This is a genomic window from Anaerosacchariphilus hominis, assembly GCF_014290175.1.
GTDB classification, from domain to species: domain Bacteria; phylum Bacillota; class Clostridia; order Lachnospirales; family Lachnospiraceae; genus Laedolimicola; species Laedolimicola hominis.
The window spans coordinates 124,421-146,831 of record NZ_JACOOR010000008.1; the positions used below are offsets into that span (position 1 = coordinate 124,421).

The 22,411-nt window shown below is 48.0% G+C and carries 25 protein-coding genes and 1 other RNA gene; 25 read left to right on the forward strand and 1 reads right to left on the reverse strand.

Annotation, left to right across the window (positions count from 1 at the left end):
* Positions 1-20 precede the first annotated feature (20 nt).
* The 20 genes from H8S44_RS13795 to ffs all read left to right on the forward strand — a co-directional run bounded on the left by H8S44_RS13795 (position 21) and on the right by ffs (position 15,099).
* Positions 21-368: a recombinase family protein gene (locus H8S44_RS13795; RefSeq protein WP_117471880.1), complete on the forward strand. Its 348-nt coding sequence runs from the start codon at positions 21-23 to the stop codon at positions 366-368.
* Between the two features lie 20 nt (positions 369-388).
* Positions 389-784, forward strand: coding sequence for a hypothetical protein (locus tag H8S44_RS13800; RefSeq protein ID WP_117471878.1), 396 nt, complete (start codon positions 389-391; stop codon positions 782-784).
* A 240-nt stretch (positions 785-1,024) separates the two neighbouring features.
* Positions 1,025-2,143, forward strand: a complete 1,119-nt coding sequence (locus tag H8S44_RS13805) for a tyrosine-type recombinase/integrase (RefSeq protein ID WP_117471876.1) — start codon at positions 1,025-1,027, stop codon at positions 2,141-2,143.
* A gap of 17 nt (positions 2,144-2,160) precedes the next feature.
* Complete coding sequence (locus H8S44_RS13810) at positions 2,161-4,137, forward strand: tyrosine-type recombinase/integrase (RefSeq protein WP_117566496.1); 1,977 nt, start codon at positions 2,161-2,163, stop codon at positions 4,135-4,137.
* Positions 4,118-5,533, forward strand: coding sequence for a tyrosine-type recombinase/integrase (locus H8S44_RS13815; RefSeq protein ID WP_330593491.1), 1,416 nt, complete (start codon positions 4,118-4,120; stop codon positions 5,531-5,533). Before H8S44_RS13810 ends, H8S44_RS13815 begins: the two co-directional genes overlap by 20 nt.
* Positions 5,534-5,608: 75 nt before the next feature.
* A complete protein-coding gene (locus tag H8S44_RS13820; protein ID WP_242990749.1) occupies positions 5,609-6,031 on the forward strand; it encodes a DUF6262 family protein in 423 nt (140 codons plus the stop codon).
* A 15-nt stretch (positions 6,032-6,046) separates the two neighbouring features.
* Entirely contained in the window at positions 6,047-6,421 is a 375-nt protein-coding gene (locus tag H8S44_RS13825) for a DUF6262 family protein (protein ID WP_117472700.1), read from the forward strand.
* Positions 6,418-6,786 (forward strand): DUF6262 family protein, encoded by a 369-nt coding sequence (locus tag H8S44_RS13830; protein ID WP_117472702.1) that lies wholly within the window; start codon positions 6,418-6,420, stop codon positions 6,784-6,786. Before H8S44_RS13825 ends, H8S44_RS13830 begins: the two co-directional genes overlap by 4 nt.
* Positions 6,787-6,946: 160 nt before the next feature.
* Positions 6,947-7,045: a Flp1 family type IVb pilin gene (locus H8S44_RS13835; protein ID WP_330593493.1), complete on the forward strand. Its 99-nt coding sequence runs from the start codon at positions 6,947-6,949 to the stop codon at positions 7,043-7,045.
* A 1-nt stretch (position 7,046) separates the two neighbouring features.
* On the forward strand, positions 7,047-8,438 hold the full coding sequence (locus tag H8S44_RS13840; RefSeq protein WP_186872580.1) for a DUF5702 domain-containing protein: 1,392 nt from the start codon (positions 7,047-7,049) through the stop codon (positions 8,436-8,438).
* Between the two features lie 197 nt (positions 8,439-8,635).
* Positions 8,636-9,325 carry a hypothetical protein gene (locus H8S44_RS13845; protein WP_186872581.1) on the forward strand — a complete coding sequence of 230 codons (690 nt, stop codon included), beginning with the start codon at positions 8,636-8,638 and terminating at the stop codon, positions 9,323-9,325.
* A gap of 4 nt (positions 9,326-9,329) precedes the next feature.
* On the forward strand, positions 9,330-9,782 hold the full coding sequence (locus H8S44_RS13850) for a prepilin peptidase (protein WP_186872582.1): 453 nt from the start codon (positions 9,330-9,332) through the stop codon (positions 9,780-9,782).
* On the forward strand, positions 9,764-10,195 hold the full coding sequence (locus tag H8S44_RS13855; RefSeq protein WP_186872583.1) for a TadE/TadG family type IV pilus assembly protein: 432 nt from the start codon (positions 9,764-9,766) through the stop codon (positions 10,193-10,195). Before H8S44_RS13850 ends, H8S44_RS13855 begins: the two co-directional genes overlap by 19 nt.
* Positions 10,192-11,103 (forward strand): DUF6382 domain-containing protein, encoded by a 912-nt coding sequence (locus H8S44_RS13860; RefSeq protein ID WP_186872584.1) that lies wholly within the window; start codon positions 10,192-10,194, stop codon positions 11,101-11,103. The genes H8S44_RS13855 and H8S44_RS13860 overlap by 4 nt, the downstream gene beginning before the upstream one ends.
* A 62-nt stretch (positions 11,104-11,165) precedes the next feature.
* Positions 11,166-11,342, forward strand: a complete 177-nt coding sequence (locus H8S44_RS13865) for a hypothetical protein (RefSeq protein WP_186872639.1) — start codon at positions 11,166-11,168, stop codon at positions 11,340-11,342.
* 195 nt (positions 11,343-11,537) lie between these two features.
* Positions 11,538-12,302 carry a TatD family hydrolase gene (locus tag H8S44_RS13870; RefSeq protein ID WP_186872585.1) on the forward strand — a complete coding sequence of 255 codons (765 nt, stop codon included), beginning with the start codon at positions 11,538-11,540 and terminating at the stop codon, positions 12,300-12,302.
* Between the two features lie 38 nt (positions 12,303-12,340).
* Positions 12,341-13,222, forward strand: a complete 882-nt coding sequence (gene rsmA / locus H8S44_RS13875; RefSeq protein ID WP_186872586.1) for a 16S rRNA (adenine(1518)-N(6)/adenine(1519)-N(6))-dimethyltransferase RsmA — start codon at positions 12,341-12,343, stop codon at positions 13,220-13,222.
* 68 nt (positions 13,223-13,290) lie between these two features.
* Positions 13,291-14,220, forward strand: coding sequence for a DUF6128 domain-containing protein (locus H8S44_RS13880; protein WP_186872587.1), 930 nt, complete (start codon positions 13,291-13,293; stop codon positions 14,218-14,220).
* A 37-nt stretch (positions 14,221-14,257) separates the two neighbouring features.
* Positions 14,258-14,782 (forward strand): tRNA adenosine(34) deaminase TadA, encoded by a 525-nt coding sequence (gene tadA / locus H8S44_RS13885; protein ID WP_186872588.1) that lies wholly within the window; start codon positions 14,258-14,260, stop codon positions 14,780-14,782.
* 54 nt (positions 14,783-14,836) lie between these two features.
* An RNA gene (gene ffs, locus H8S44_RS13890) (signal recognition particle sRNA large type) lies at positions 14,837-15,099 on the forward strand.
* A gap of 73 nt (positions 15,100-15,172) precedes the next feature.
* Here the strand turns inward: ffs and H8S44_RS13895 are convergent.
* Positions 15,173-15,826, reverse strand: coding sequence for a helix-turn-helix transcriptional regulator (locus tag H8S44_RS13895; protein ID WP_186872589.1), 654 nt, complete (start codon positions 15,824-15,826; stop codon positions 15,173-15,175).
* A 183-nt stretch (positions 15,827-16,009) separates the two neighbouring features.
* Between H8S44_RS13895 and H8S44_RS13900 the strand changes: the two genes are divergently transcribed.
* From H8S44_RS13900 to H8S44_RS13920, 5 genes are all read left to right on the forward strand, one after another.
* On the forward strand, positions 16,010-16,390 hold the full coding sequence (locus H8S44_RS13900; RefSeq protein ID WP_186872590.1) for a RidA family protein: 381 nt from the start codon (positions 16,010-16,012) through the stop codon (positions 16,388-16,390).
* 25 nt (positions 16,391-16,415) lie between these two features.
* Positions 16,416-17,678: a threonine synthase gene (locus H8S44_RS13905; RefSeq protein ID WP_186872591.1), complete on the forward strand. Its 1,263-nt coding sequence runs from the start codon at positions 16,416-16,418 to the stop codon at positions 17,676-17,678.
* Positions 17,679-17,694: 16 nt separating this feature from the next.
* Positions 17,695-19,152 (forward strand): Na+/H+ antiporter NhaC, encoded by a 1,458-nt coding sequence (nhaC, locus tag H8S44_RS13910; protein ID WP_186872592.1) that lies wholly within the window; start codon positions 17,695-17,697, stop codon positions 19,150-19,152.
* A 233-nt stretch (positions 19,153-19,385) separates the two neighbouring features.
* Positions 19,386-19,733 (forward strand): metal-sensing transcriptional repressor, encoded by a 348-nt coding sequence (locus tag H8S44_RS13915; RefSeq protein ID WP_330593497.1) that lies wholly within the window; start codon positions 19,386-19,388, stop codon positions 19,731-19,733.
* A 32-nt stretch (positions 19,734-19,765) separates the two neighbouring features.
* Complete coding sequence (locus H8S44_RS13920; RefSeq protein ID WP_186872593.1) at positions 19,766-22,294, forward strand: heavy metal translocating P-type ATPase; 2,529 nt, start codon at positions 19,766-19,768, stop codon at positions 22,292-22,294.
* Positions 22,295-22,411 lie beyond the last annotated feature (117 nt).

Below are 22,411 nucleotides of genomic sequence, written 5' to 3' on the forward strand. Positions count from 1 at the left end.
AAAAGGAGCAGGAGGCAGGAATGGGTCAGGGAAAACGTGCGTGGATCTATTGTGCGATTGATGCACCGGAAGATAGAAATGGTGCATTAAAAAGTCAGTTTAAACAGCTGATTGATTATGGAGAGCAGATGGGATTTGAACTGGTTGGAAGTTCCAGTGATGTGGGGACAACTCCGCTTTGGAATCGAAATGGATTTCGTCATTTTATAGAAGCGGTCCAGAAAGAACAGGTAGATGTTCTTTTGATTGTAAACCGGGGCAGGCTGTCCAGATCATCCATGCAGCTCGCAAGATTTCAGATCCTTCAGGAAAGCTATGGTGTCGATGCATATTCGCCATTGGAAGGGAAAATTGAGTTTGGCAGTTAAAAAATAGGAGAGAAGATTTTATGAGAGCAGAAGAAAAGAATATGGTAGAACGGATCATGAACACAGAAACGATGGGATATGCCTATGAGTATCCATATGGTGGGGGAGCCAGAAAAGAATATATGTTGGCACTGACCCCGGAGAACTTGGCAAATTTTATCGGTGCGAGAGGATATGATGCTAAAAAAATAGTGATTACCGATGTGTTGGATCGCCTTATTGTGAATACCTGTATGGGGATGCTGGATATTTGTCCGGACCAGAAATTATGTGGGAGAATTATTAAGTATTTGGCGCCGATCCAGCTGGGAGAGAAGGAGGCTGGAGAGATTTTGGCGGTGGAACGCAATGTGGCAGATGAATATTTTGCTATGGAAGATGAAGCGGTTACGATGGCAGAATGCCAGATGTTATAGAGATTGTTGAGGAGGTAGAACGATCATGATTGGGATATTGATTGTTGCGGCAGTTGGAATTATTGGATTTTTGTTAACTGCAGGTATTGCATTTGGAATAGCAGGGAGTTATCAAATCGATTGACGTTGTTTATTGATAATGCTTCGTTTGAAAAGGAAAGATTGTTACATTGTGTGATAGCTATGAGAAGAGTAACACGGTATACTGTGTATAGCGTTAGAGGAAAGGAGTAAAGTAATATGGCAAGGTATATTGTGGATTCCCAGATAGATAATCACGAAAAATATTATTTCATTCGTGAGCAGGAGAGCCAGGATATAGTGTTACTGCCCTCCAAGTATCTAATGCATAAAAAAAGATCAAAATTGTCACCTAATACTATCAGAAGAAGTGCAGGAGCCATTTCATACTATCTGAATTATATAGATGAGACTGGCATCCAGTTAGATGATGTATGGGAGATGCCATATGATAAGCAGCAGGAACACTTTACAGACTATTTGATATGGTTACAGGCAGGATTGCATAGTGGAGATAGTTACAAAAAGAAACCATATAATGAGACCTGTAATGCGTATTTAAAAGAGGTGTTCCGATTTTATAGATTTTCTGGACAGCAGGATGAATCTATAAAGCAATTAAAAGTCCTCTCTGATATGAGAATTATTGTACATAATTCAGTGGGAGTAAAAAGGACATTATACCGGAATACATTTCATGGATATCTACAGGAAAAAGGACATATAGGGAAGACCATAGAGCAGGATAAGATCGTGATTTTATTAAAGGCATGTGCCAATTGTCGCGATCAAATCCTGCTTTTATTATTAGCAGAAACGGGATTTCGCATCGGGGAGCTTTTGGGAGTCCGGTATGCGACAGATATTGATTATGAGAGACACTTACTGTATGTCAATTTTAGAGAAGATAATGAAAATGGAGCCAGGGCTAAGAATGCAGAATACCGGAAGGCAAAAATCAGCGATGCCACCTTTGAAATTCTGCAGTTTTATATAGAGGAATATAAAGACCTTATTTTCCAGCAGGAGTACTTGATTATTAACATTTCGGGAGATTATGCTGGAAAACCGATGCAGGACTCAGGCGTCTATGCATTGATGGAACGGCTGCAGAAGAAGACTGGGATTAAAGTAACACCACATATGCTGCGGCATTATTTTGCAAATGCTCGCCGGAAGGCTGGATGGAAGTTGGAACTTATTAGTCAGGCACTTGGGCATCGAAATATAGAAACAACGATGAGATATTTAAATATATCGGATCAGGAGTTGATTGATGTCAGCGATGAATTTTATAGAAAACATCAGTCCATTTATGAAATCGACAAATTACTTTAGGGAAGGAGGAGAAGCATGTGCCTGCATTAAGATTATTGAATACGGAATCACAGGATAAAGCGGATTATCTTCATAACCAGTTGACAACGGATATAAATGTACCGAGTACATACTGGGAGTGTGCAGAGTCTTATCTAAAAGGTGTAGGAATATATGATGTTTTTCTTATAGAAGAACAGGATTTCCGTAATTATAAAATCTTTTTGCATGAAACGGGGAGCTTTACAAAGAAACAGGTGTTTGAGCGAACTGGATTCTTGAGAAATTTGCAGAAGGCACTTATCCGGAATGAGTATAAAGAATTGCTGGATGAAATTGAGCGGTGCAATACAGTGCAAGAACGCTTGAAAGGAAATGTTAGGAATTTTTTGATACGGCAGGGAATTCATCATGTAAGGGAAATTGATTATAGAACCAGAGAACTGTATGAAAGTGAGTTACGTAGGACAAAAACTTTCTCTAAAAGCCTTGAATATTTGAAGACATTGGATCGGATCAAACAGTTTGACATCCGAAAAGAAATGGAAACACTTTCTGGAAGAAACAAAGAACAGCTCAAGTATGAAGGGCAAGTGATTTTTCTTCCCTACATACCAGATCAGGACATAGGGTCAGATTTTGATTATATCCAGGATAAAAGCGAACTGGTATGGGATTTTAGCCAAAAGGCGTCAGAAAATTTAAAAAGGCAAATTTTTCAGATTTTATGCTATGCCTTGAGGAATATAAAAGACAGCAAGGATCGCAGAGTGCGTTATCTACTTCCTTTAAGGTGGATGTATGAGTTTTGCATAGAGGAAGGAATTGATGATATCGAGCGTCTTGAACTGGAGCAAATAAAGAAATTGGAAACAATTGTAGCCAGGAAAGTTGTAAATGTGAAGAACAGTATGCAGATTGTGGATAACAGTCGCAAAATACTATTTATGAGTGGAAAAGAAATTCACTGGTATGCAAATGTCTGGTATATGGAAAGGTTCAATTTTGCACCAGAGCGTGTAAACCCAAGTAATCCTGTTCAGCGACTCAGTTTTTACGAAGTGACGAATGAGAGAAACAGGGAATTGCTACAAGAGTATATGAAATATCAAGTAGGTATCAGTGATTTGGCACTAGGAAATATACGAAGTCAATTGTGTTACATTAAAAAATTTCTAGTTTACTTTAATACAATAGAATCCATATGTGAAATTACGGAAGAACAGATAGCAGAGTACTTCAAGCTCCTGCAGGAACAGGAAATTAAGGCAGAAACAGTAAACAGGCAGATATTTGATATTCACCGATTTTTTGCATACTTAAATGTTAAAGGACATATCAAGGGGCAAATTTTTGATCAAAACTATTACAGCCAGAAAGTCTACCCATATCACCATGATCGAAGTGTTCAAGAAGATGAGTATATGGAAATATTAAAAAAGCTAAAGTTTTTCCCAGAAGTACAAAGGCTTATTTTCCTAAATTTATGGGCAACAGGATTACGGATCAGTGAGGTATGTACATTAAAAGGAGACGCATATTATTGGGATGGAGAAGATGCATGGATTAAGGTTTATCAAATTAAAATGAAAGCGGAAAAAATGATACCAATTTCATTGGTGCTTTATCGAATTATGAAAATTTATATAAAAAAGCATCATATCAAATCCACTGATTTCCTTTTCAACTCAAAGGATGGTGGGGCATATAGGATTGGCACATTTGTTAAGGGATTCAAAGCAAGTTGTAAGAAGTATGGAATATATATTTCGGGCGAAACATTCAAAACGCATGATTACAGGCATACATTGGCAAGTAGTTTCTATGATGATGGAGTGTCCATTCAGACGATTCGGGATTACTTAGGGCATAACAATGAAAATATGACAAAGCAGTATATAGACTATATGCCTAAACGGATCGAACAGGCGAATATGGAATATTTCAATCAGACAGAAAATCTTCTTGCAACTGGGATTATTCCAAAGAAGCGGGGTGAAAAAACTGGAAAATAAGATACATATCTATGAATTAGACTGCTATAAGAATGCGACAGAAGAACAGAAAAAGAAAATGAGGGTCCGGAAAGAACGTTACTTCGACCTGGAAGGACTTCCATCAGAAGCAGTAAGAAAGCTCCTGGAAGATTTTGTATGGGAAAGGGGAAAGGAACTTGCTCCAAGTAGTTTGGCGTCCGAAATATTATATTTTAATAATATCCGGCATTTTCTTATAAAAAAGAATATTAAAACATTAAGATATGAGGATGAGAATAAGATTATTTTGCAGCTAAAGAGCTGGATGATGGAGCAGGGATATGCCCTTACAAGTAAGAAGTATCGAAGCGTTTATGAAATTGTAGCAACAGAAACACCTGGCATAGTAAAGCATATGAAGAAGATTCTGAGGTATTCTCAGAAGGATGAGGAGTACTTAGAACAGGATAGAGATGTGTGGGAATTGGATAAGTTTGAATTTCCTCTTCGCAGCAATCCGATAAAGAATGTAAAGACTATAAATTTTAAAGGAATCAGTCAAATAACAATCCGAAAAGAAGTTAAAACAGTAGTTTTTATGCATTTGAAATATATGGCAATAGGAAGTATTACGGCTGAAATGGTAGCGACTAAAAGGTTTTGCAGATATCTGGCATTAAGGTATCCCAAGATTAAATCATTACTAGATTTGACACGGGATATTATGGAAAACTATTTGACCTATCTTCAGACAGAGGCAAAAGAGAGGAAAAATTATCGCTCTGATTTATATGGCTTACGAAGAGTGATTGAAGATGTGGGAAATCATTATGATAGGCAAGATATCAAAAACCTATTTATAAGTACTGATTTTCCTAGCACACCAAGATATCTATTTAAGTTTTATTCGGATGAAACCGTAAAGAAGCTGAATGAAAACATTTTTCAGATGGATGAACAAATAGCGAGGGCATTAATCCTTCATCAGCTGCTGGGAACACGAATTTCGGATACGCTTACACTAAAAACGGACTGTTTGAGCATAAGAGAAAATCGATATTTTATACGAATCGAGCAGGTAAAATCAATCACATTTGAAAAAGCAATTAGTGATGAAATAGCACAGCTTATTATAAAGTCAATTGATTATACCGAGGAACATTATGGAAAGACAAAATATATTTTTGTAAAAAAAGAGGATCTATCGAGACCATTTCAGTATAGCATGCTTCAACATCGAGTCATGCAGATGATTAGGAAAAATGATATTCGGGATGAGAATGGAGAGCTGCTGAATTTTGGAACACATACATTCCGACATTGTTATGGGAAAAAGCTGACAGAGATGCATATCGACGACTGGATGATCGCAAGGCTTTTGGGCATAAAACATTACAAAGTGTACATCATTACCGAAAGATTGGGAACAAGATAATGGCGGATGAAACGAGGGCAGTCAGAGAGAAAATCGATATGATTTTAATGGATGTGGTAAAGGAGTGGGATGGATATGAAATATGATAAGATGATAGCCGTTAATAAAGCTGAGAGTGAACAGAAAATAAAAAAGGCGATTCGGGCAATAGATGATATGGGTGCCAGAGGACTGCCGATTTCTGTAACAGAATTGGTTCGTTGGACAGGTTTATCAAGAGGATTTTTTTATAAGAATGAGCAAGTCCGTCAGAAACTGGAGGAAGCTATTAAACAGCCACGGCGGATAGATGTACAGCAGTCATCTGAAGAAAGAAATGTTGCAGGTCATAATTTTCAAGAATTGAAGAAAGATTTTAACAGCTGTCAGTCAGAGAATCAAAGGTTAAAGGTTGAAAATGAGCAGCTTCTTCAAAAGTGCAGTATACTTCAAAAAGAGGTGGACACGCTGAAGAAACGGTTGGATCGAAAGGAAATTGCATTGTTAAAAAAACTATAAAGGTTGTGATTAAGGATGAAAGCAAATAAAATCATCGAAATGAGCCAGGAAAAAAGCAGGCAAAAAGTAAAACTGGCAATGGATGAAATTCAAAGAATGCGTAATGAGGGCGAAAGGATTACAGTTTCCGGATTATGCAAAAGAACAGGCTTATCTAACTCGTTTTTTTACAGAAATCCAAAAATCAAAGAAGAAGTACATAAAGCTGTTGATATTCAAAATCAAAGCTATAAAATGAACATAGACGAAGTGGAACTCCTTGATGAGTATAAGGAAAAATTGTTAGCTATGAGAATCGAAATTATAAAGTTGAAAGCAGAAAATCAAAAGCTAAAATCAGAGTTAGATTTTTTGCGAATACAACAGGAAGGTGTGAGTGATGTTAAATGAAGTATGATAAAATCGTAGGGCTCAAGAAACAGCAAGAAAAAGAGAATTTAGAAATTATTCAGAGAGAGATTGATGCGATGCTTCGAAGAAAGGAGCGGATATCAATTACTGCATTGGCAAAATATGCAGGGGTGGATAGGAGCTATTTTTATAGAAATTTGCAGGCCAAACAAATGGTAGAAGAGGCACAATTGAAGCAGGGAGAATGTTATAATCCTAAAAAGGCAATTTTTGATAGAGCAACTGAGGAAGTTAATAAACAGCTGAAAAGACAAATGATTTTATACAAGAGACGAATTAAAGAGCTAGAGCTGCAGATAGAATTACTAGAAGAGGAAAATCAGAAGTTGAAAGAAAGCAAATAGGTAATTTTACATAAAGTAAGAGAGCAGACTTTTGGACAAGAGGATATCCAAGAGCCTGCTTTTTTACTAAATTAAAAAGAAAAATAATTTACACATCGGAGTGATGTGAAAGATGTGAAAAGTATTTTCAAGCATTCCGGGGCAGGTACTGGATTTTATTGTGGTTCTGATTGCGCTGGTCCTGATCTTCAAAAAGCAGATGACCACCCTGGTCAATCAGATTTTTGACAAGATCACCAGCCAGAGCAAGCTGGTATGATATGTGGAAAAAGGGAGAAATCACAGTTTTCCTGAGCCTGGCGCTGGCAGTCTTTCTCATGGTATCGGAGGTCTGCCTCCGGTCGGCGGGCTATGCAGTGAGGCGAAGCGAGCTGGAAGAAGCGCTGGAGCTTACAGAATATTCGGTTCTGGCCGAGTACGAGCGGACCCTGCTGGAGCGGTTCGGCCTGTTTTATCTGGATCTGGGCTATGGAACGGGACAGGAGGATGTGGCGTATCTGGAGCAGCAGGCAGTCTTTTTCATGAAGCAGAATCTTCCGGCGGGCAGATTGCTGCGGCTGGAGACAGACGCCATGGCCCGGGCCACCGATGGAAGAGGGGCGAGCTGGTATGAGCAGGCCGTAGCCTGTATCAGGAACGGCACAGGGCTGGAGGCGCTGGAAGAAGGACTGGGAAAATGGCAGGATTATGGAAAGGAGGCGGCGGAAAAAAGTCTGGAATATGAAGAGGCAGACAGCCGGGAATCCAGCCGTCTGGAGGAGCTGCGCAGACAGCGGGAGGAAGAGGAACGGGAGGGAACGCCGGATCCCACGGCCCATACCATGGAGCTCCGACGGGGAAGCATCCTGCATCTGGTGGTGCAGGATACGGAGAAGCTGTCCGGAAAAAAGGCAGAACTGAGTTCAGCGCCCTCGGCGCGGAGCCTCAGCACCGGAGCGGGTTCCAGGGGGCGATATCCGGCCGGGGCCCAAAATGACCTGTATTTTCATGCCTATCTGCAAAAGTATTTTACCAATGCAGTGGACTTCCTGACGGAAGAAAAAGCAGTCGGGGTGTGGCTTGACTATCAGCTGGAATATGTCATTGGAGGAAAGGACAGCGACCTGGAGAATCTGGAAGCGGTCTGCGCCCGGCTGCTGGCAGTACGGGAGGGCATGAACTATGCCTGTTTGCTGTCGGACGGAGGAAAGCAGGCGGAATGTGAAGCATTGGCAGCGGCCCTGGTGGGCGTTACCCTGATTCCGGGTCTGGTGGAAGCGGTAAAACAGGTGCTGATGCTGGCCTGGGCCTTTGCGGAAAGCGTACTGGATGTGAGGATTCTGCTGAACGGAGATCGGACGGCTTTTGTGAAAACCGGTGATAACTGGCGGCTTTCTCTGACGGAGGCGCTGGAACTGGGGGAGCTCTCCGGGTACGATGGGGCGGAGGATCCGGAAGGAATGGACTATCAGGAGTATCTGGGAATCCTGCTTCTGATGACAGGCCGGGATGAAAAGAAGATGAGGGGCCTGGACGTGCTGGAGGGTGTAGTGCGAGAGACAGAAAAACGCAGCTTTCGCATGGACCTGTGTACGGATGGCTTCCGGTTCCGGACCGACTGGGTAAACGGACAGGAGCTGACGGCGGAAAGATGGTTCTGCTATGAATGGTAAAGGAAAAAGAAGGGAGGTGTACCGTGATGCTCTTTTGTGCGAAGGTGTGTCTGAATCCATATCATGCTCTCCAGGCAGTAGGCGGCCAGAGGACCGCCGTTCTAAAAAATTCTGAAATTTCTCTTTTCCCACCGGAGGATCAAAGAGCATCACGGTGCGCCTTCAGAAAGGAAAAGGAGAACTGGCGACGGGGAAGCATGACAGTGGAAGCGGCGCTGGTATTTCCGTTTTTCCTGATGTCTGTGGTGGCATTCCTGTATCTGTTTTTTCTGCTGGAACTGTATACGGAGACGGGACGCATGCTGACGGATCAGGCGAAGAATCAGGCGGTGACGGCATATCTGACGGGAGGCGGGACAGGAGACGGGATAGCGGATTCCCTTGTTTCAGCGGGGCTGAGCAGCCTTCCCGGGGTGAAATGCCGCTGGGACAGCGATACATCGATTCTGACGCTGCAGGCATCCCATCGGGTGCAGCTGCCGCCGGGACTGGGCTGGTTCCATCCGGTGGAAATTACACAGAAAAAAACGGTGCGGGGCTGGACGGGCTTTTCCGGGAGAAGGGGAAGCGGGGCCGGACAGATGGATCAGGTGGTGTATGTGACGGATTATGGTACGGTCTATCACAGGGAACTGGGCTGCCGTTATCTGCATGTATCGGTACGGCAGGAGAGCTTGGCACATACGGAAAGTCTGCGGAGCAATGATGGAAGCAGGTATTATCCCTGTGAGCGGTGCTGGAAGGAGGGCAGCAGTCTGGTATATCTGACGGAAGAAGGAAACCGGTATCATCAGAATCTGAACTGTCCGGGTCTCTCCCGGGGAATCCGAAGCGTTCTTTTGTCAGAAACTGTGCTTCCGCCCTGCTCTCTCTGCGGAGGTGGATAAGAGAATGACAGAAGGATGGATAAAAAGTGGCTGTGTACTGGTATTTCTGATCTGGAATGCCTGCACGGACTGGAAAAGAAAGGAAATTGACTTGAGAAGTGTGGGATTGTTCGCAGTTCTGGGCGTGGCTCTGAACCTGTGTTTCGGACTGCCGGACAGTACAGCAGGGACAGTGGAACTGATACTGGGCCCGGCGCTGGGACTTCTGGTGCTGACACTGGGGTTTGTGACCGCAGGAGGGATCGGTTTCGGAGACGGACTGGTGCTCTGTGTGACGGGGCTTTATCTGGGCGGAGCCGGGAATTTGCGGATGTTCCTTCATGGGACAGTGCTGTGCGCGGTGGTGCTGGGGACAGGCTGCGCTCTTGGAAAAGCCCGGTGGAAGGACTCTTTTCCGCTGATTCCCTTTCTGATGGCAGCTTATCTGGGAGGTCTGATATGGGACATGATAAACTGAAAAAATGGAAAAAGGGGAGCCTGACCATAGAGGCGGTCTATCTTCTGCCCTTTTTATTTCTGTGTATCTTTGTATTGTTGGTTCTGCTTTTATGCCTGCACGACCGCTGTACCCTGACGGCTGCAGCGGCGGAGCTGGCGGGAAAGGGAGAACAGCAAAAGTACAGGGCGGCGGAACGGCTGGAAAACGAACTCTATCTGGGCGGCGTGGAGGCTGCAAAAGAGCGGCTGATTCTGATGCAGCCCGAGGAGATCGAAGCCTCAGTGGGGAAAAATCAGGTCTGGATGTATTTTGAGATGAGTACACCGATGCTGGGTGGGATCCGTATGCAGGCGGAGGAGCAGGCGGCGCGCCGGAATCCCTGCGGCGAGATTCGGAGATTTCGGAAAGGGAAGGAGGCTGCGGGAGTATGAAAGCCCGGTATAAGCGGGAACTGAACCACAATTATCTGATTCTGGAGGAAGAAACGTATGAGGAAACCTATCAGGTGAAGATGTTGACGCGAAACCGGATTCCCGGCTTTCTGGAATGCCGGGTCAGCAGACTGGGAGAACGGGCGGACTTCAGCTATGATATCACCTCCCGACAGAGTCTGAGTCTGGTGCTGGAACGGAAGCGGATTTCAGCGGAGGAATTTCTGAATCTGCTCAAAAGCCTGGAGAGGGCTGCAGAGTCCTGTATGGAATACTTCCTGAACACAGAAAATCTGGTACTGGATCCGGACTATATTTATCTGGATCCAGACGGGTGGAACCCGGAGTACTGTTTCTTTCCGGGAGAGGAAGAGCCCATGGGGGAAAAGCTTCTGGGTCTGGCGGAATATCTGCTGGACCGGCTGAATCGACAGGAGCCGGAGGCGGTGACTATCGGATATGAATTTTACCGGATGGCAGGGGAAGAGAACGGTTCCCTGGAAGAGCTTCTGGAAAAGTGGAAGCATCTTCCGGAAAAAGAATCCCCGGAGGCCGGGAAAAAGCAGCCGGAAGGTCCGACGGATGGCGGGACCGTATTCCTTCGGCCGGAAAAGAAGAAGCTGATCCTGAAAAGTGAGGACGGAAACTGGCCGGACTGGCAGGTAGAGGGCGATACCTTCCTGATCGGGAAAAAGAAGGACGCCGTGGACGGCTGGCTGAAGTCCCGCGGTATCTCCCGAATCCACGGAAAGATTTCCCGGGAGGGCGACTGCTACTACCTCACAGATCTGAACTCCACCAACGGAACTTACCTGAACGGAGGACGCCTGGAGGTCAACGAAAAGGCCCGCCTCCGCCCCGGAGACTGCGTGGGCTTCGCAGATGTGCGGTATGTGGTGGAAGGGTAAAAGAAGCTTGTAAACAGTGCAAAAATCCGCTATACTGAAAGTGCAGAAAGGCGGTGGAAAGAGTGGAAGAAATGCAAGACAAAGAATTATTGATGATTTTGATTGACCAGTACACAAATTTGCAGCGTATCAAAAAAGCGAATGGTGAAACTGTAAATGAAGAACTGGAGTATCAAATCAGAGCTACAGCGGCAAAGCTGACCTCTGTGGGAATGAACCTGGAGGAACTGACCCTGTAGGGGGAGACAAAAGAATATGGTGATTACAAAAGATAAACAAGTTGAGAAGATACGAAGATGAGGATGCTGTACGGGAGAAAAATACAGCATTCTCATTTTCTTTCTATGAAATACAGAACAGGTTCACAAAAAGCGGGAATTATGTTATGCTAGAGAGCGAAATCAGGAGCTATAGAAAAAGAAAAGAGATGCAACATGATATTTGAAAGTCACGCACACTACGACGACGAAGCCTTTGACGGAGACCGGGAAGCGATCCTGGAGCAGTGTCAGAGGGATGGAATCGAATATATTGTAAATGTCAGCGCCAGCCTCAGCACGGTGAAAAGCACCCTGGCTCTGGTGGAGCGGTATCCGTTCATGTATGCGGCGGTGGGCGTTCACCCGGACGAGGTGGGCGAGCTGAACGAAGAAAACTTTGCCTGGCTGGAAGAACAGTGCCGGAATCTGAAGACGGTGGCCGTGGGTGAGATCGGACTGGACTACTATTGGGATAAGGAGAACCATGAGCTTCAGAAAAAGTGGTTCCGCAGACAGATGGAGCTGGCGAAGAAGCTGGGGCTTCCCATGATCGTACACAGCCGGGAGGCTGCTTCGGATACACTGGAGGAGATCAAAAAGGCCCAGGACGAGAGACTCCGGGGCGTGATTCACTGCTTTTCCTATTCGCCGGAACTGGCAGAGGAGTATCTGAAGCTGGGATATTATATTGGTATCGGCGGCGTGGTGACCTTCAGGAACGCGAAGAAGCTGAAGGAGGTCGTGAAGATGCTGCCTCTGGAACGGATTCTTCTGGAGACCGACTGCCCCTATCTGGCGCCGGAGCCCAACCGTGGCAAACGGAATTCGTCCCTGAACCTGCCCTATGTGGCGGCGGCCATTGGGGAGCTGAAGGGCGTGGACGCGGACGAGGTGATCTGGGTGACGAATCAGAATGCGAAAAGGATGTATTTTGAATAGCATACTTTATATAGAATACTTTATTTGAGGAGAACGATATGAGCAGACCCCTTCCCACCCTGGGAAATCCGAAAAATACCATCGAAGTGTTAAATAAATATAAGTTTGTCTTTCAGAAAAAGTTCGGCCAGAACTTTCTGATCGACGAACATGTTCTGGGGAAAATCATCCGTTCCGCGGAGATCACGGAAAATGATTTCGTTGTGGAGATTGGGCCGGGTATCGGAACCCTGACCCAGTATCTGGCGTCGTCGGCCAGAGAGGTGGCGGCCATCGAGATCGACGACGCATTGATTCCCATTCTGGAGGACACCTTAAGTGTCTACGACAATGTGACGGTCATTCATGAGGATGTATTGAAGGTAGACTTATGTAAACTGGCTCAGGAGAAGAACGACGGCCGTCCCATCAAGGTGGTGGCGAACCTTCCCTATTACATTACCACGCCGATTATCATGGGCCTTTTTGAAAATCATGTACCGGTGGAGAGTATCACTATCATGGTACAGAAGGAGGTGGCTGACCGGATGAAGACCGGTCCCGGTTCCAAGGACTATGGAGCCCTGTCTCTGGCGGTGCAGTATTACGCGAAACCGGAGCTGGTGGCCAATGTGCCGCCCAACTGCTTTATGCCGAGGCCCCGGGTGGGTTCGGCGGTGATTCGTCTGACGCGGCATGAGGCACCTCCGGTACAGGCGGCCGATGAGAAACTGATGTTTCAACTGATTCGTGCCTCCTTTAACCAGCGCAGAAAGACCCTGGTGAACGGACTGGGAAATGCGCCTGAGCTGCATATTTCAAAAGAAGTGACGACGGCGGTTCTGGAGGAAATGGGACTTCCGGCGACCATCCGGGGAGAAGCCCTGACGCTGGAGCAGTTTGCGGAGCTTTCCAATCGCATCGGAGAGAAAAGAGCCTGAAAAGCAGGTATGAATGAGACAAGTCCGGCATAGAATATGTTAGCAAACAGGAGAAAGGGAGGGGTTCTATGTCGGCCTATAAGAGGTTTGTCTCCTATATCTACGGATATGATCAGGGAGAAAAGAGAGAAAATACAGGATTTGTCAAGGTAAACGCCAGAGGCGGCGAGTGTAAAATCTGGGTTCATGTGAGAGGCTTTTATACCCATCATCAGAAACCGTACCGGGTGTACGCCTTCCGGCCCGCCCGGGAGCGGCTGGAGGGCCAGTATCTGGGAGAGCTGGAGAGCAGAAACGGGGCTCTGGAGTGGAACGGCGTGACGGATACGGATAGTCTGATGGGTGGCTTCAGTCTGGAGGAGAGCCGGGGCATCTACATACAGGGCGAAGACAAAATCTATGCGGCAGAGTGGGACGATTATCCGGTGGATGTGAACCGCTTTGTGTCCCGGGAGGAGTCTGCCAGGCAGGAGCGGATGGAAGCGCTTGAAGGAACGGATGTGGCGGATACCGTGGATACAGAAACAGATACTCGCACCGGGTATCCAGAATCACAGGAAACCCTCGGAGAAATCCGGGCGGCGGAGGTAGGGAAGGAATACGGAGCGGAGCAGGAAGCTTCCGGCCCGGCGGATGTGAGGGCCGGGCAGTGGCACTATCTGGAAGAGCATTTTCCGGTGATGCGGTATCAGGACGGAGCTGGAGGAACCATTTCCAGCATCCGCTTAGGCAACCGGGATCTATCGCGGATTCCCAGAGATAAGTGGGAGCTGGGCAATAACAGCTTTCTGCTTCACGGCTTTTACCAACACCGGCATTTACTGCTGCTGCGGCGGGAGACGCCGGAGGAGATCAGCTACTATCTGGGCGTGCCGGGGATCTACAATGAAAAGGAACAGATGCTGGCTTCCATGTTCGGCTTCCGGGAATTCCGGAGAATGAAGGAACCGGAGCAGCGGGAGGGCATCGGCGGATACTGGTGTCGGGAAGTGAAATAAAGGAACCGGGCTCGGGAAGACGGGCAGGAAGTAAAAAATGACGACAGATGAGAAATATATGAAAGAGGCCATACGGCAGGCAAAAAAAGCGGAAGCTCTGTTGGAGGTCCCCATCGGCTGCGTGATCGTCCAGAACGACAAAATTATAGCCCGGGGATACAACCGGAGAAATACGGATAAAAACACCCTTGCCCATGCGGAGCTGAACGCCATCCGCAAGGCCAGCAAAAAAACGGGCGACTGGAGGCTGGAGGACTGTACCATGTACATTACCCTGGAGCCCTGTCAGATGTGTGCCGGAGCCATCGTCCAGGCCCGGATGGGCCGGGTGGTCATCGGAGCCATGAATCCTAAGGCGGGCTGCGCCGGATCCATCCTGAATCTGTTGGAGATGTGTGAGTTCAACCATCAGGTGAATGTGGAGAGGGGGGTGCTGGAGGAAGAGTGCAGCGCTATGCTCAGTGAGTTCTTCAAAAAGCTCCGGAAAAATAAGGAAAGGTTAAAAAAAGCGGCCCGGGAGGCCGGAGAATCGCAGGAAAACGTTGACAAACAGAGCGATTAAAGCTATACTGAAAAAGATCGTCTGATCGACGATCTCAAATATGTCATAAAGCTTCCGCGCAGCCGGGGATTTAGCGGTTCCCTGTACCTGCAATCCGCTACAGCAGGGGTGATGTTCTGCCCCGGACTTTATGGACAGTATGCAGCCCCCTGTAAGCAGCACTGACGCCTGGGTCTTGCGCAACAGGAATCTGCGAACCGAGTCAGGTCAGGAATGAAGCAGCTCTAAGCAGAACCTTCTGTGTGCCGCGAGGTCGCCTGGGCCGAGCCGGCTGCAGGGGTAACGGTACTGTCCATGGTTCAAAGCAGAACGCGCGGATTTAAAAAAATAAAAGCAAAGGTTCTCATCACGGGTCAGCGATGGGAACCTTTTTTGCGGTGTGAGAACTTCTTATTTCTGCAGGCTTCTTAAATGAAGATAGACCGTGTTTTTGGAAATTCCCAGAAGCCCGGCGGTCTTGGATACGGAATCCTTCAGGTTAAAGATGCCTTTCTGGTATAAAAGGCTGATGATTTCCTTGTTCCGGTTGGTGGAAGAAATGGAGGAATCGTCCATAACCTGTTTTCGGGCCGCCAGAAGAGCGGATGAGATAAGCGCATCCACATCTTCAGAAAATTCTTCTGTAATCGGTGAATTCTCTTCCTTACCTGTATTGACGGCAACAATGCTGTTCATAAACGTGTCAATGGAGGCGTGAAGATGTAGGTTCATACAGAGGAGACCGATGACCCGTTTGTTTTCGCCGCGGATAGCGATGGTACAGGATTTTAGAGGGAGCCCCTCTTTATTGGTGGTATGATAGGAGATATAATCCTGAGCACCGTCCTTTTCAATGGAGGTGAGCATTTTCAGCGCGAGATCGGTGACCGGCGAACCGATTTTCCTTCCGGTATAATGACCGTTGGTGATGGCGATAACAGAATTATCCAGATCCTCCAGGCTGTGCAGAACCAGTTCGTAGCAGGGTCCCAGATAATCGGCCAGGCCCTCCACGAGACTTTTATAGGAATTCAGGATTTCACGATCGGTGGTAGTGAGCTTCATTTTTCGGGCTGCAGAACAGCTGTCCTTTCTAAAATTTATCTTATGGAAAGAATTATACCATATATTTTTCTGAAAAAGTGAACTTTTTCAATAAACTAAAATTTAATTCATTAAATAAAAAATTAACTATTTACATTATTTTTTTGCAATATTATAATAAAATAAAAAACGGAGGAAATGAAGATGAGTTTAAAGAAAGTTGCAACAGAGCAGGCTCCGGCAGCAATCGGACCTTATTCACAGGGAATCGTAACCGGAAATCTGGTATTTGTGTCCGGACAGCTTCCGATTGACCCGAAGACAGGGGCTTTCGCGGAGGGCGACGTCAAAGCGCTTACGACACAGTCAATGAAAAATATTTCAGCGATTCTTGAGCAGGCGGGAAGCAGCGTGGATAAAATTGTAAAGACGACGATCTTTGTGGCGGATCTGGCGGATTTTGCAGCAGTCAATGAGGCTTATGCGGCATTCTTCCCAGGAATTGCGCCGGCCCGCAGCTGCGTGCAGGTGGCAGCCATTCCGAAGGGCGCGCGGGTAGAGATCGAAGCCATCGCAGAGCTTTAAAACATAAGAATAAAGAGGGGTGCCTATGTACAGCGGAAAAAGCAGATGTCTGAAATGCGGGCATATATTTGAACAGGAGGACATTTTCGAAGGGTGTCCTTATTGTAAAACGGAAGATTTTGTGTCGAATATCACACCGCTCTATGAGCTTCCGGAGACGGATGGAAGCAGAGCGGACTATGAAAGACTGTTTGGAGGAAAAACCCTGGAGAGCTATCGGGAGATTCTTCCGTTTCGCAGAAAGGAAAAGCTGGTATCGCTCAATGAGGGAAATACAGCGCTGACAGAGCTCTCACGCCTGGGAGAAGAGCTGGGAATCGAGCTTTACGCAAAGGATGAGACAAGGAATCCCACCTGGGGTCATAAGGATCGTCTGAATGCGGTGCTGGTCAACAAGGCCCTGGAACAGAAAGCGCCCGGCGTCATTTACGCGTCCACGGGCAATAACGGAGCCTCCGGTGCAGCTTATGCGGCAAAGGCGGGGCTGCCCTGTATCGTTCTGACGGTAAAGGGTGTAAACCCCACGCTGGAGACCTTTATGCAGGCCTATGGAGCGTGCGTCATAGGCGCGCACAGTGCAGCGGAGAGATGGACGATTCTGAAGGAGTGCGTGGAGAAGTATCATTGGTATCCGGCCACAAACTATACGATTCCCATTGTAGGAAGCAATCCATGGGCCATCGACGGATATAAGGTGATCGCCCATGAACTGTACCAGCAGATGAAGACCCTTCCGGATAAGATCGTGGTTCCCATTTGTTACGGCGACGCCTTGTTCGGTATTATGAAGGGCTTTGAAGAGCTGAAGGAAATGGGCTTTGTGGACAAGGTTCCCCAGATGCTTTCTGTGGAAGATTATGGCCCCATTGCCCGGGCATTTTCCAGAAAGAGCGATATCATCGAGCCGGTGGAGGGTTGGGGAAGCGTGGCGTCCTCCATCTGTACGCCCTACGGAACCTACCATTCTCTGTATACCGTGAAGAAGTCCGGCGGTTCCGCCATCAGTCTGGATAATAATCAGCAGCTTCTGGACGCGCAGAAGGATTTGGCGAGAAAGGAAGGGCTGTATTGTGAATCTGCGTCGGCTGCGGCGCTGGCCGGGATAAGAAAATATATTGCCTCAGGACAGATTAAGCCCGGAGAAAAGGTAGTCATGCTGATTACGGCAGCGGGTGTCAAGGACACAAAGGTGACGGCTTCCTACATGGGCGAGATTCCGGAGATAGACGCGTCCCTGGAAAGCATGGAAAAAGTGTTGAAGGATGTATATGGTGTAAAGTTACAGTAAGAGAGGAGCGAGGGTTATGGAAAAAGAACCGAAGAAAAAACGAGAAATGAATTTCCTGGCAGCAGTATTGCTTTTTGCTATCGTATGCGCGGCGATCGCCATCCAGAAGGCGGTATTCGGCGGCGATATGGGCGCTATGTTCTTTATGCTCTGGGTAATTTTGATTCCGGTGGGTATGTTTTTTGGCTACAGTTCCCATGAGATGGAAGAGGTAGCACTGAAATTCACACAGAAAGCACTGGGCGCTGTCTTTATTCTGCTGGCTGCGGGCGCGCTGATTGGCTGCTGGATCGCTTCTGGTACGACACCGGCCATTATTTATTATGGTATTAAGCTGATTAATCCGAAGCTGTTTCTGGTGACAGCATTGCTTCTGTGCTCTGTGGTATCCTTGTTCTGCGGCACTTCCAGCGGTACGGTGGGTACGGCAGGAGTGGCGATGATGGGGATCGGAACCAGTATGGGAATTCCGGCACCGATTACAGCCGGAGCGGTTATCTGCGGAGCGTTCTTCGGAGATAAGATGTCTCCCATGTCAGATACGACGATTCTGGCATCCTCCATCAGCGAAGTAAATATCTTCAAGCATATCCGGCATATGATTTATGACCAGGTACCGGCATATCTGATATCGGTAGTGTTTTTCCTTGTCCTGGGTCTGCGCTATAACGGTGATGTAGCCTCTGCGTACAGCGCGCAGCTGATGGACGGTCTGCAGAGTAACTTCCGTCTGGGTCTGGTAGCTTTTATTCCCCTGATTATCACCGGCGTGCTTCTGGCTTTGAAGCAGTCAGCGCTTCTTTCCATTCTGGGAGGCGCAGTGTCCAGTATCCTGGTGGCTATTTTCTATCAGGGAATGGGGGTAGCGGATGCCTTTAATGTATTTTACAATGGATTTTCCATTGACACAGACATCGATGCTCTGGCTACTTTGTTGAACCGTGGTGGTATCGCCAGCATGTGGAGCTTGGCGGGAATTACCCTCTTTGGCTTTACTGTAGCCGGTATGCTGGATCACATGGGCGTTATCCAGAAGCTGGCAGAGGCCATGATGAAGTGTGTTCATACTCCGGTGGGAGTCAGCGTTATGACGATTGTGTTCGGTTTCCTGGGAAATGCTATCGCCTTCAGTCAGAATTTTGCCATCGTTATGACCGGTACGCTGATGGCTCCGGTTTATTCCAAGTATAACATGCAGCCGAAGAACTGCTCCAGAGACTTGGAGGCAGGAGGAACCTATGGCGCCATGTTTATTCCCTGGAATGCCAATGCAGTATTTGCGGTGGCGACTCTGGGTGTCGGCGTGACAGAATATCTGCCTTATATTCCGCTGTTGTATCTGACTCCGATTATTGTCATCCTGTATACCATCTTCCGTTTTAAACTGGATAAGATTTATGATGATGCGGGATACGTGGATGTAAGTGATAGACTGGCTGCGGATCCGGAAAGGCAGAAAGAGATTGCGTCATAAGAGATAAGATTGTAAGTGGTATAAAATAGAGAATATAAAAGCATTAGTGTATAAAACCAGCCATCCGTCTGTCGTTGCAAGACAGCTCCGGATGGCTGGTTTATGTGTGAAAAGAGGGATGATTCTGATTATTAATAAAAATAATAGCTGCCGAGGATGAAATTAACTCTTGCAAAATACCCGTAGGGGGTATATAATGAACGCGAAACGAGGAAAGAGTAAGAGGGGAACCGATGGAAAAAGATATGGAAAAGAACGAAGAAAGCATGCAGACAGAGAAAAAAGAATGTTGCTGCTGCAGTCATAAGACAAAGGAACGTACGGAAAAAGAATATAAGGATCTTCTGAACCGTCTGAGCCGTATCGAGGGTCAGGTCCGCGGCATCCGGAAGATGGTGGAGACCGACTGCTACTGTACCGATATTCTGGTGCAGGTATCCGCGGTAAATGCGGCGCTGAACAGTTTTAATAAGGTTCTGCTGGCCAACCATATCCGCACCTGCGTGGCGGAGGATATCCGGGAGGGTAAGGACGAGACCATAGACGAGTTAGTAACCGTATTACAGAAGCTGATGCGATAGCGGAAGGGATACGAAATGAGGAGGCATAGATTATGAAACAATACAACGTAACGGGCATGAGCTGTGCAGCCTGCAGCTCCCGCGTGGAAAAAGCGGTGAACAAAGTACCGGGCGTTACAGCCTGCTCGGTCAGCCTTTTAACCAACTCCATGGGAGTAGAAGGAACGGCGGATCCGTCCGCGATCATTGCGGCGGTGGAGGCGGCCGGATACGGTGCGTCCGAAAAAGGCGCGGAGAATAGCGGTGCGACAGCGACAGCTGCAGCCGACGACGATTTCCTGAAGGATACCGAGACCCCGAAGATTCGGAGAAGACTGATAGCGTCGCTGATCTTCCTGGCACCGCTCATGTACCTGTCCATGGGCCATATGATGTGGGGCTGGCCGGTACCGGGCTTTATGGAAGGAAATCACGTCGCCATGGGACTGGCCCAGCTTCTGCTGACCGTCATCGTCATGGTCATCAACCAGAAGTTTTTCATCAGTGGCTTCAAGGGTCTGATTCACGGCGCGCCCAATATGGATACGCTGGTGGCCCTGGGATCCGGCGCATCCTTCGGTTACAGCACCTATGCCCTGTTCGCCATGACGGTGGCACAGGTGAATATGGATATGGACGCTGTCATGTCCTATATGCATGAGTTCTATTTTGAGTCCGCAGCCATGATCCTGACGCTGATTACCGTGGGCAAGATGCTGGAGGCCCATTCCAAAGGCAAGACCACCGATGCCCTGAAGGGCCTGATGAAGCTGGCTCCGAAGACTGCGGTTCTAGTGCGGGACGGCGCGGAGGTTCAGGTTCCCATCGGACAGGTTCGAAAAGGCGACGTATTTGTGGTACGCCCGGGTGAAAATATACCCGTGGACGGTATTATTCTGGAAGGAAACAGTGCAGTAAATGAGTCTGCCCTGACCGGTGAGAGCATTCCCGTGGATAAAAATGTGGGCGATGCTGTATCCGCAGCGACCCTGAATCAGTCCGGGTTCATCCGCTGTGAAGCGATCCGTGTAGGCGAGGACACCACCCTGTCCCAGATTATCCAGATGGTCAGCGACGCGGCGGCGACAAAAGCGCCTATCGCAAAAATCGCGGACCGGGTATCCGGAGTATTTGTACCGGCCGTCATCAGCATTGCGGCTGTGACCATCGTCATCTGGCTGCTGGCCGGACAGAGCGTAGGCTTCGCCCTGGCCCGCGGTATCTCCGTACTGGTTATCAGCTGCCCCTGCGCCCTGGGACTGGCGACGCCCGTGGCTATCATGGTAGGAAATGGCATGGGTGCGAAAAATGGTATCATGTTCAAGACCGCCGCATCCCTGGAAGCCACCGGAAAGACTCAGATCGTAGCGTTGGATAAGACCGGAACCATCACAAGCGGCGAGCCGAAGACTACGGACATTCTTCCGGCAGAGGGCGTCCAGGAGGCGGAGCTTCTGAAGCTGGCCTACGCCCTGGAGAAAAAGAGCGAGCATCCGCTGGCAAGAGCCATCCTGGAGACCGGCAAAGAGCGCGGCGCGGACGATACCCTGGAGGTGGCGGACTTCCGGGCCGTACCGGGCGGAGGTCTGACCGGAAAGCTGGACGGCGCAGTCCTGACCGGCGGCAACCTGAAATACATCAGCGAGACTACAGAAGTCTCTGGCGAGATTCGCAGGCAGTCAGAAGCTCTGGCCGAGGACGGTAAGACCCCGCTGTTCTTTGCCAGGGATGGCGAGTTCATCGGAATCATTGCGGTAGCAGACGTGATCAAAGAGGACAGTCCCCAGGCTGTGCGCGAGCTGCAGGGCATGGGTATCCATGTAGTTATGTTAACCGGAGACAATGAGCGCACCGCCAAAGCCATTGGCCGTCAGGCGGGCGTGGACGAGGTCATCGCCGGAGTCCTGCCGGAGGGCAAGGAGAGTGTCATCCGGAACCTGAAAAAGAAGGGCAAGGTGGCCATGGTGGGCGACGGTATCAACGACGCTCCGGCCCTGACCCGGGCAGACATGGGTATCGCCATCGGAGCCGGTACGGATATCGCCATCGATGCAGCGGACGTGGTACTGATGAAGAGCCGTTTAAGCGATGTACCCGCGGCCATCCGTCTGAGTCGGGCCACCTTACGGAACATTCACGAGAACCTGTTCTGGGCATTCTTCTATAACGTCATCGGAATCCCGCTGGCGGCAGGCGTGTGGATTCCCTTATTCGGCTGGAAGCTGAACCCCATGTTCGGCGCTGCAGCCATGAGCCTTTCCAGCTTCTGTGTGGTAACAAACGCCCTGCGTCTGAACCTGTTCAAGATGCACGACGCGAGTAAAGATAAAAAAATCAAGGCGAAAGCCGATAACAAAAAGGAGGAAACAACCATGACAAAGACTATGAAAATCGAAGGTATGATGTGTGGACACTGCGAGGCTGCCGTAAAGAAGGCACTGGAGGCAGTGGCAGGCGTAGAGGCGGCAGAGGTAAGCCATGAGGCAGGAACTGCAGTGGTGACCCTGAACGCAGAGGTGGCCGACGATGTGCTGAAGAAGGCCGTTGAGGACAAAGATTACAAAGTAACCGGCATCCAGTAAAATACCCATATTCCGTCGAAAGTCAGACGCCCGCAGGCTTCGAGAGAGGTTTGCGGGCGTCCTGCTTGGCAGGATTCTTTCTTGTAAATTCATTGCCGCCCGGAACAGGGCGTGCTA

Excerpts from the sequence above, each read along its gene's own strand:
- H8S44_RS13840 (WP_186872580.1), top strand. The coding sequence starts at position 7,047 with ATGTGGAAAAAGGGAGAAATCACAGTTTTCCTGAGCCTGGCGCTGGCA.
- H8S44_RS13805 (WP_117471876.1), top strand. The coding sequence starts at position 1,025 with ATGGCAAGGTATATTGTGGATTCCCAGATAGATAATCACGAAAAATAT.
- H8S44_RS13845 (WP_186872581.1), top strand. The coding sequence starts at position 8,636 with ATGACAGTGGAAGCGGCGCTGGTATTTCCGTTTTTCCTGATGTCTGTG.
- H8S44_RS13795 (WP_117471880.1), top strand. The coding sequence starts at position 21 with ATGGGTCAGGGAAAACGTGCGTGGATCTATTGTGCGATTGATGCACCG.
- H8S44_RS13920 (WP_186872593.1), top strand. The coding sequence starts at position 19,766 with ATGAAACAATACAACGTAACGGGCATGAGCTGTGCAGCCTGCAGCTCC.
- H8S44_RS13900 (WP_186872590.1), top strand. The coding sequence starts at position 16,010 with ATGAGTTTAAAGAAAGTTGCAACAGAGCAGGCTCCGGCAGCAATCGGA.
- H8S44_RS13870 (WP_186872585.1), top strand. The coding sequence starts at position 11,538 with ATGATATTTGAAAGTCACGCACACTACGACGACGAAGCCTTTGACGGA.
- H8S44_RS13880 (WP_186872587.1), top strand. The coding sequence starts at position 13,291 with ATGTCGGCCTATAAGAGGTTTGTCTCCTATATCTACGGATATGATCAG.
- H8S44_RS13825 (WP_117472700.1), top strand. The coding sequence starts at position 6,047 with ATGAAAGCAAATAAAATCATCGAAATGAGCCAGGAAAAAAGCAGGCAA.
- H8S44_RS13860 (WP_186872584.1), top strand. The coding sequence starts at position 10,192 with ATGAAAGCCCGGTATAAGCGGGAACTGAACCACAATTATCTGATTCTG.
- H8S44_RS13800 (WP_117471878.1), top strand. The coding sequence starts at position 389 with ATGAGAGCAGAAGAAAAGAATATGGTAGAACGGATCATGAACACAGAA.
- H8S44_RS13915 (WP_330593497.1), top strand. The coding sequence starts at position 19,386 with ATGGAAAAAGATATGGAAAAGAACGAAGAAAGCATGCAGACAGAGAAA.
- nhaC (WP_186872592.1), top strand. The coding sequence starts at position 17,695 with ATGGAAAAAGAACCGAAGAAAAAACGAGAAATGAATTTCCTGGCAGCA.
- H8S44_RS13905 (WP_186872591.1), top strand. The coding sequence starts at position 16,416 with ATGTACAGCGGAAAAAGCAGATGTCTGAAATGCGGGCATATATTTGAA.
- rsmA (WP_186872586.1), top strand. The coding sequence starts at position 12,341 with ATGAGCAGACCCCTTCCCACCCTGGGAAATCCGAAAAATACCATCGAA.
- H8S44_RS13855 (WP_186872583.1), top strand. The coding sequence starts at position 9,764 with ATGGGACATGATAAACTGAAAAAATGGAAAAAGGGGAGCCTGACCATA.
- H8S44_RS13895 (WP_186872589.1), bottom strand. The coding sequence starts at position 15,826 with ATGAAGCTCACTACCACCGATCGTGAAATCCTGAATTCCTATAAAAGT.
- H8S44_RS13830 (WP_117472702.1), top strand. The coding sequence starts at position 6,418 with ATGAAGTATGATAAAATCGTAGGGCTCAAGAAACAGCAAGAAAAAGAG.
- tadA (WP_186872588.1), top strand. The coding sequence starts at position 14,258 with ATGACGACAGATGAGAAATATATGAAAGAGGCCATACGGCAGGCAAAA.
- H8S44_RS13850 (WP_186872582.1), top strand. The coding sequence starts at position 9,330 with ATGACAGAAGGATGGATAAAAAGTGGCTGTGTACTGGTATTTCTGATC.
- H8S44_RS13820 (WP_242990749.1), top strand. The coding sequence starts at position 5,609 with ATGAAATATGATAAGATGATAGCCGTTAATAAAGCTGAGAGTGAACAG.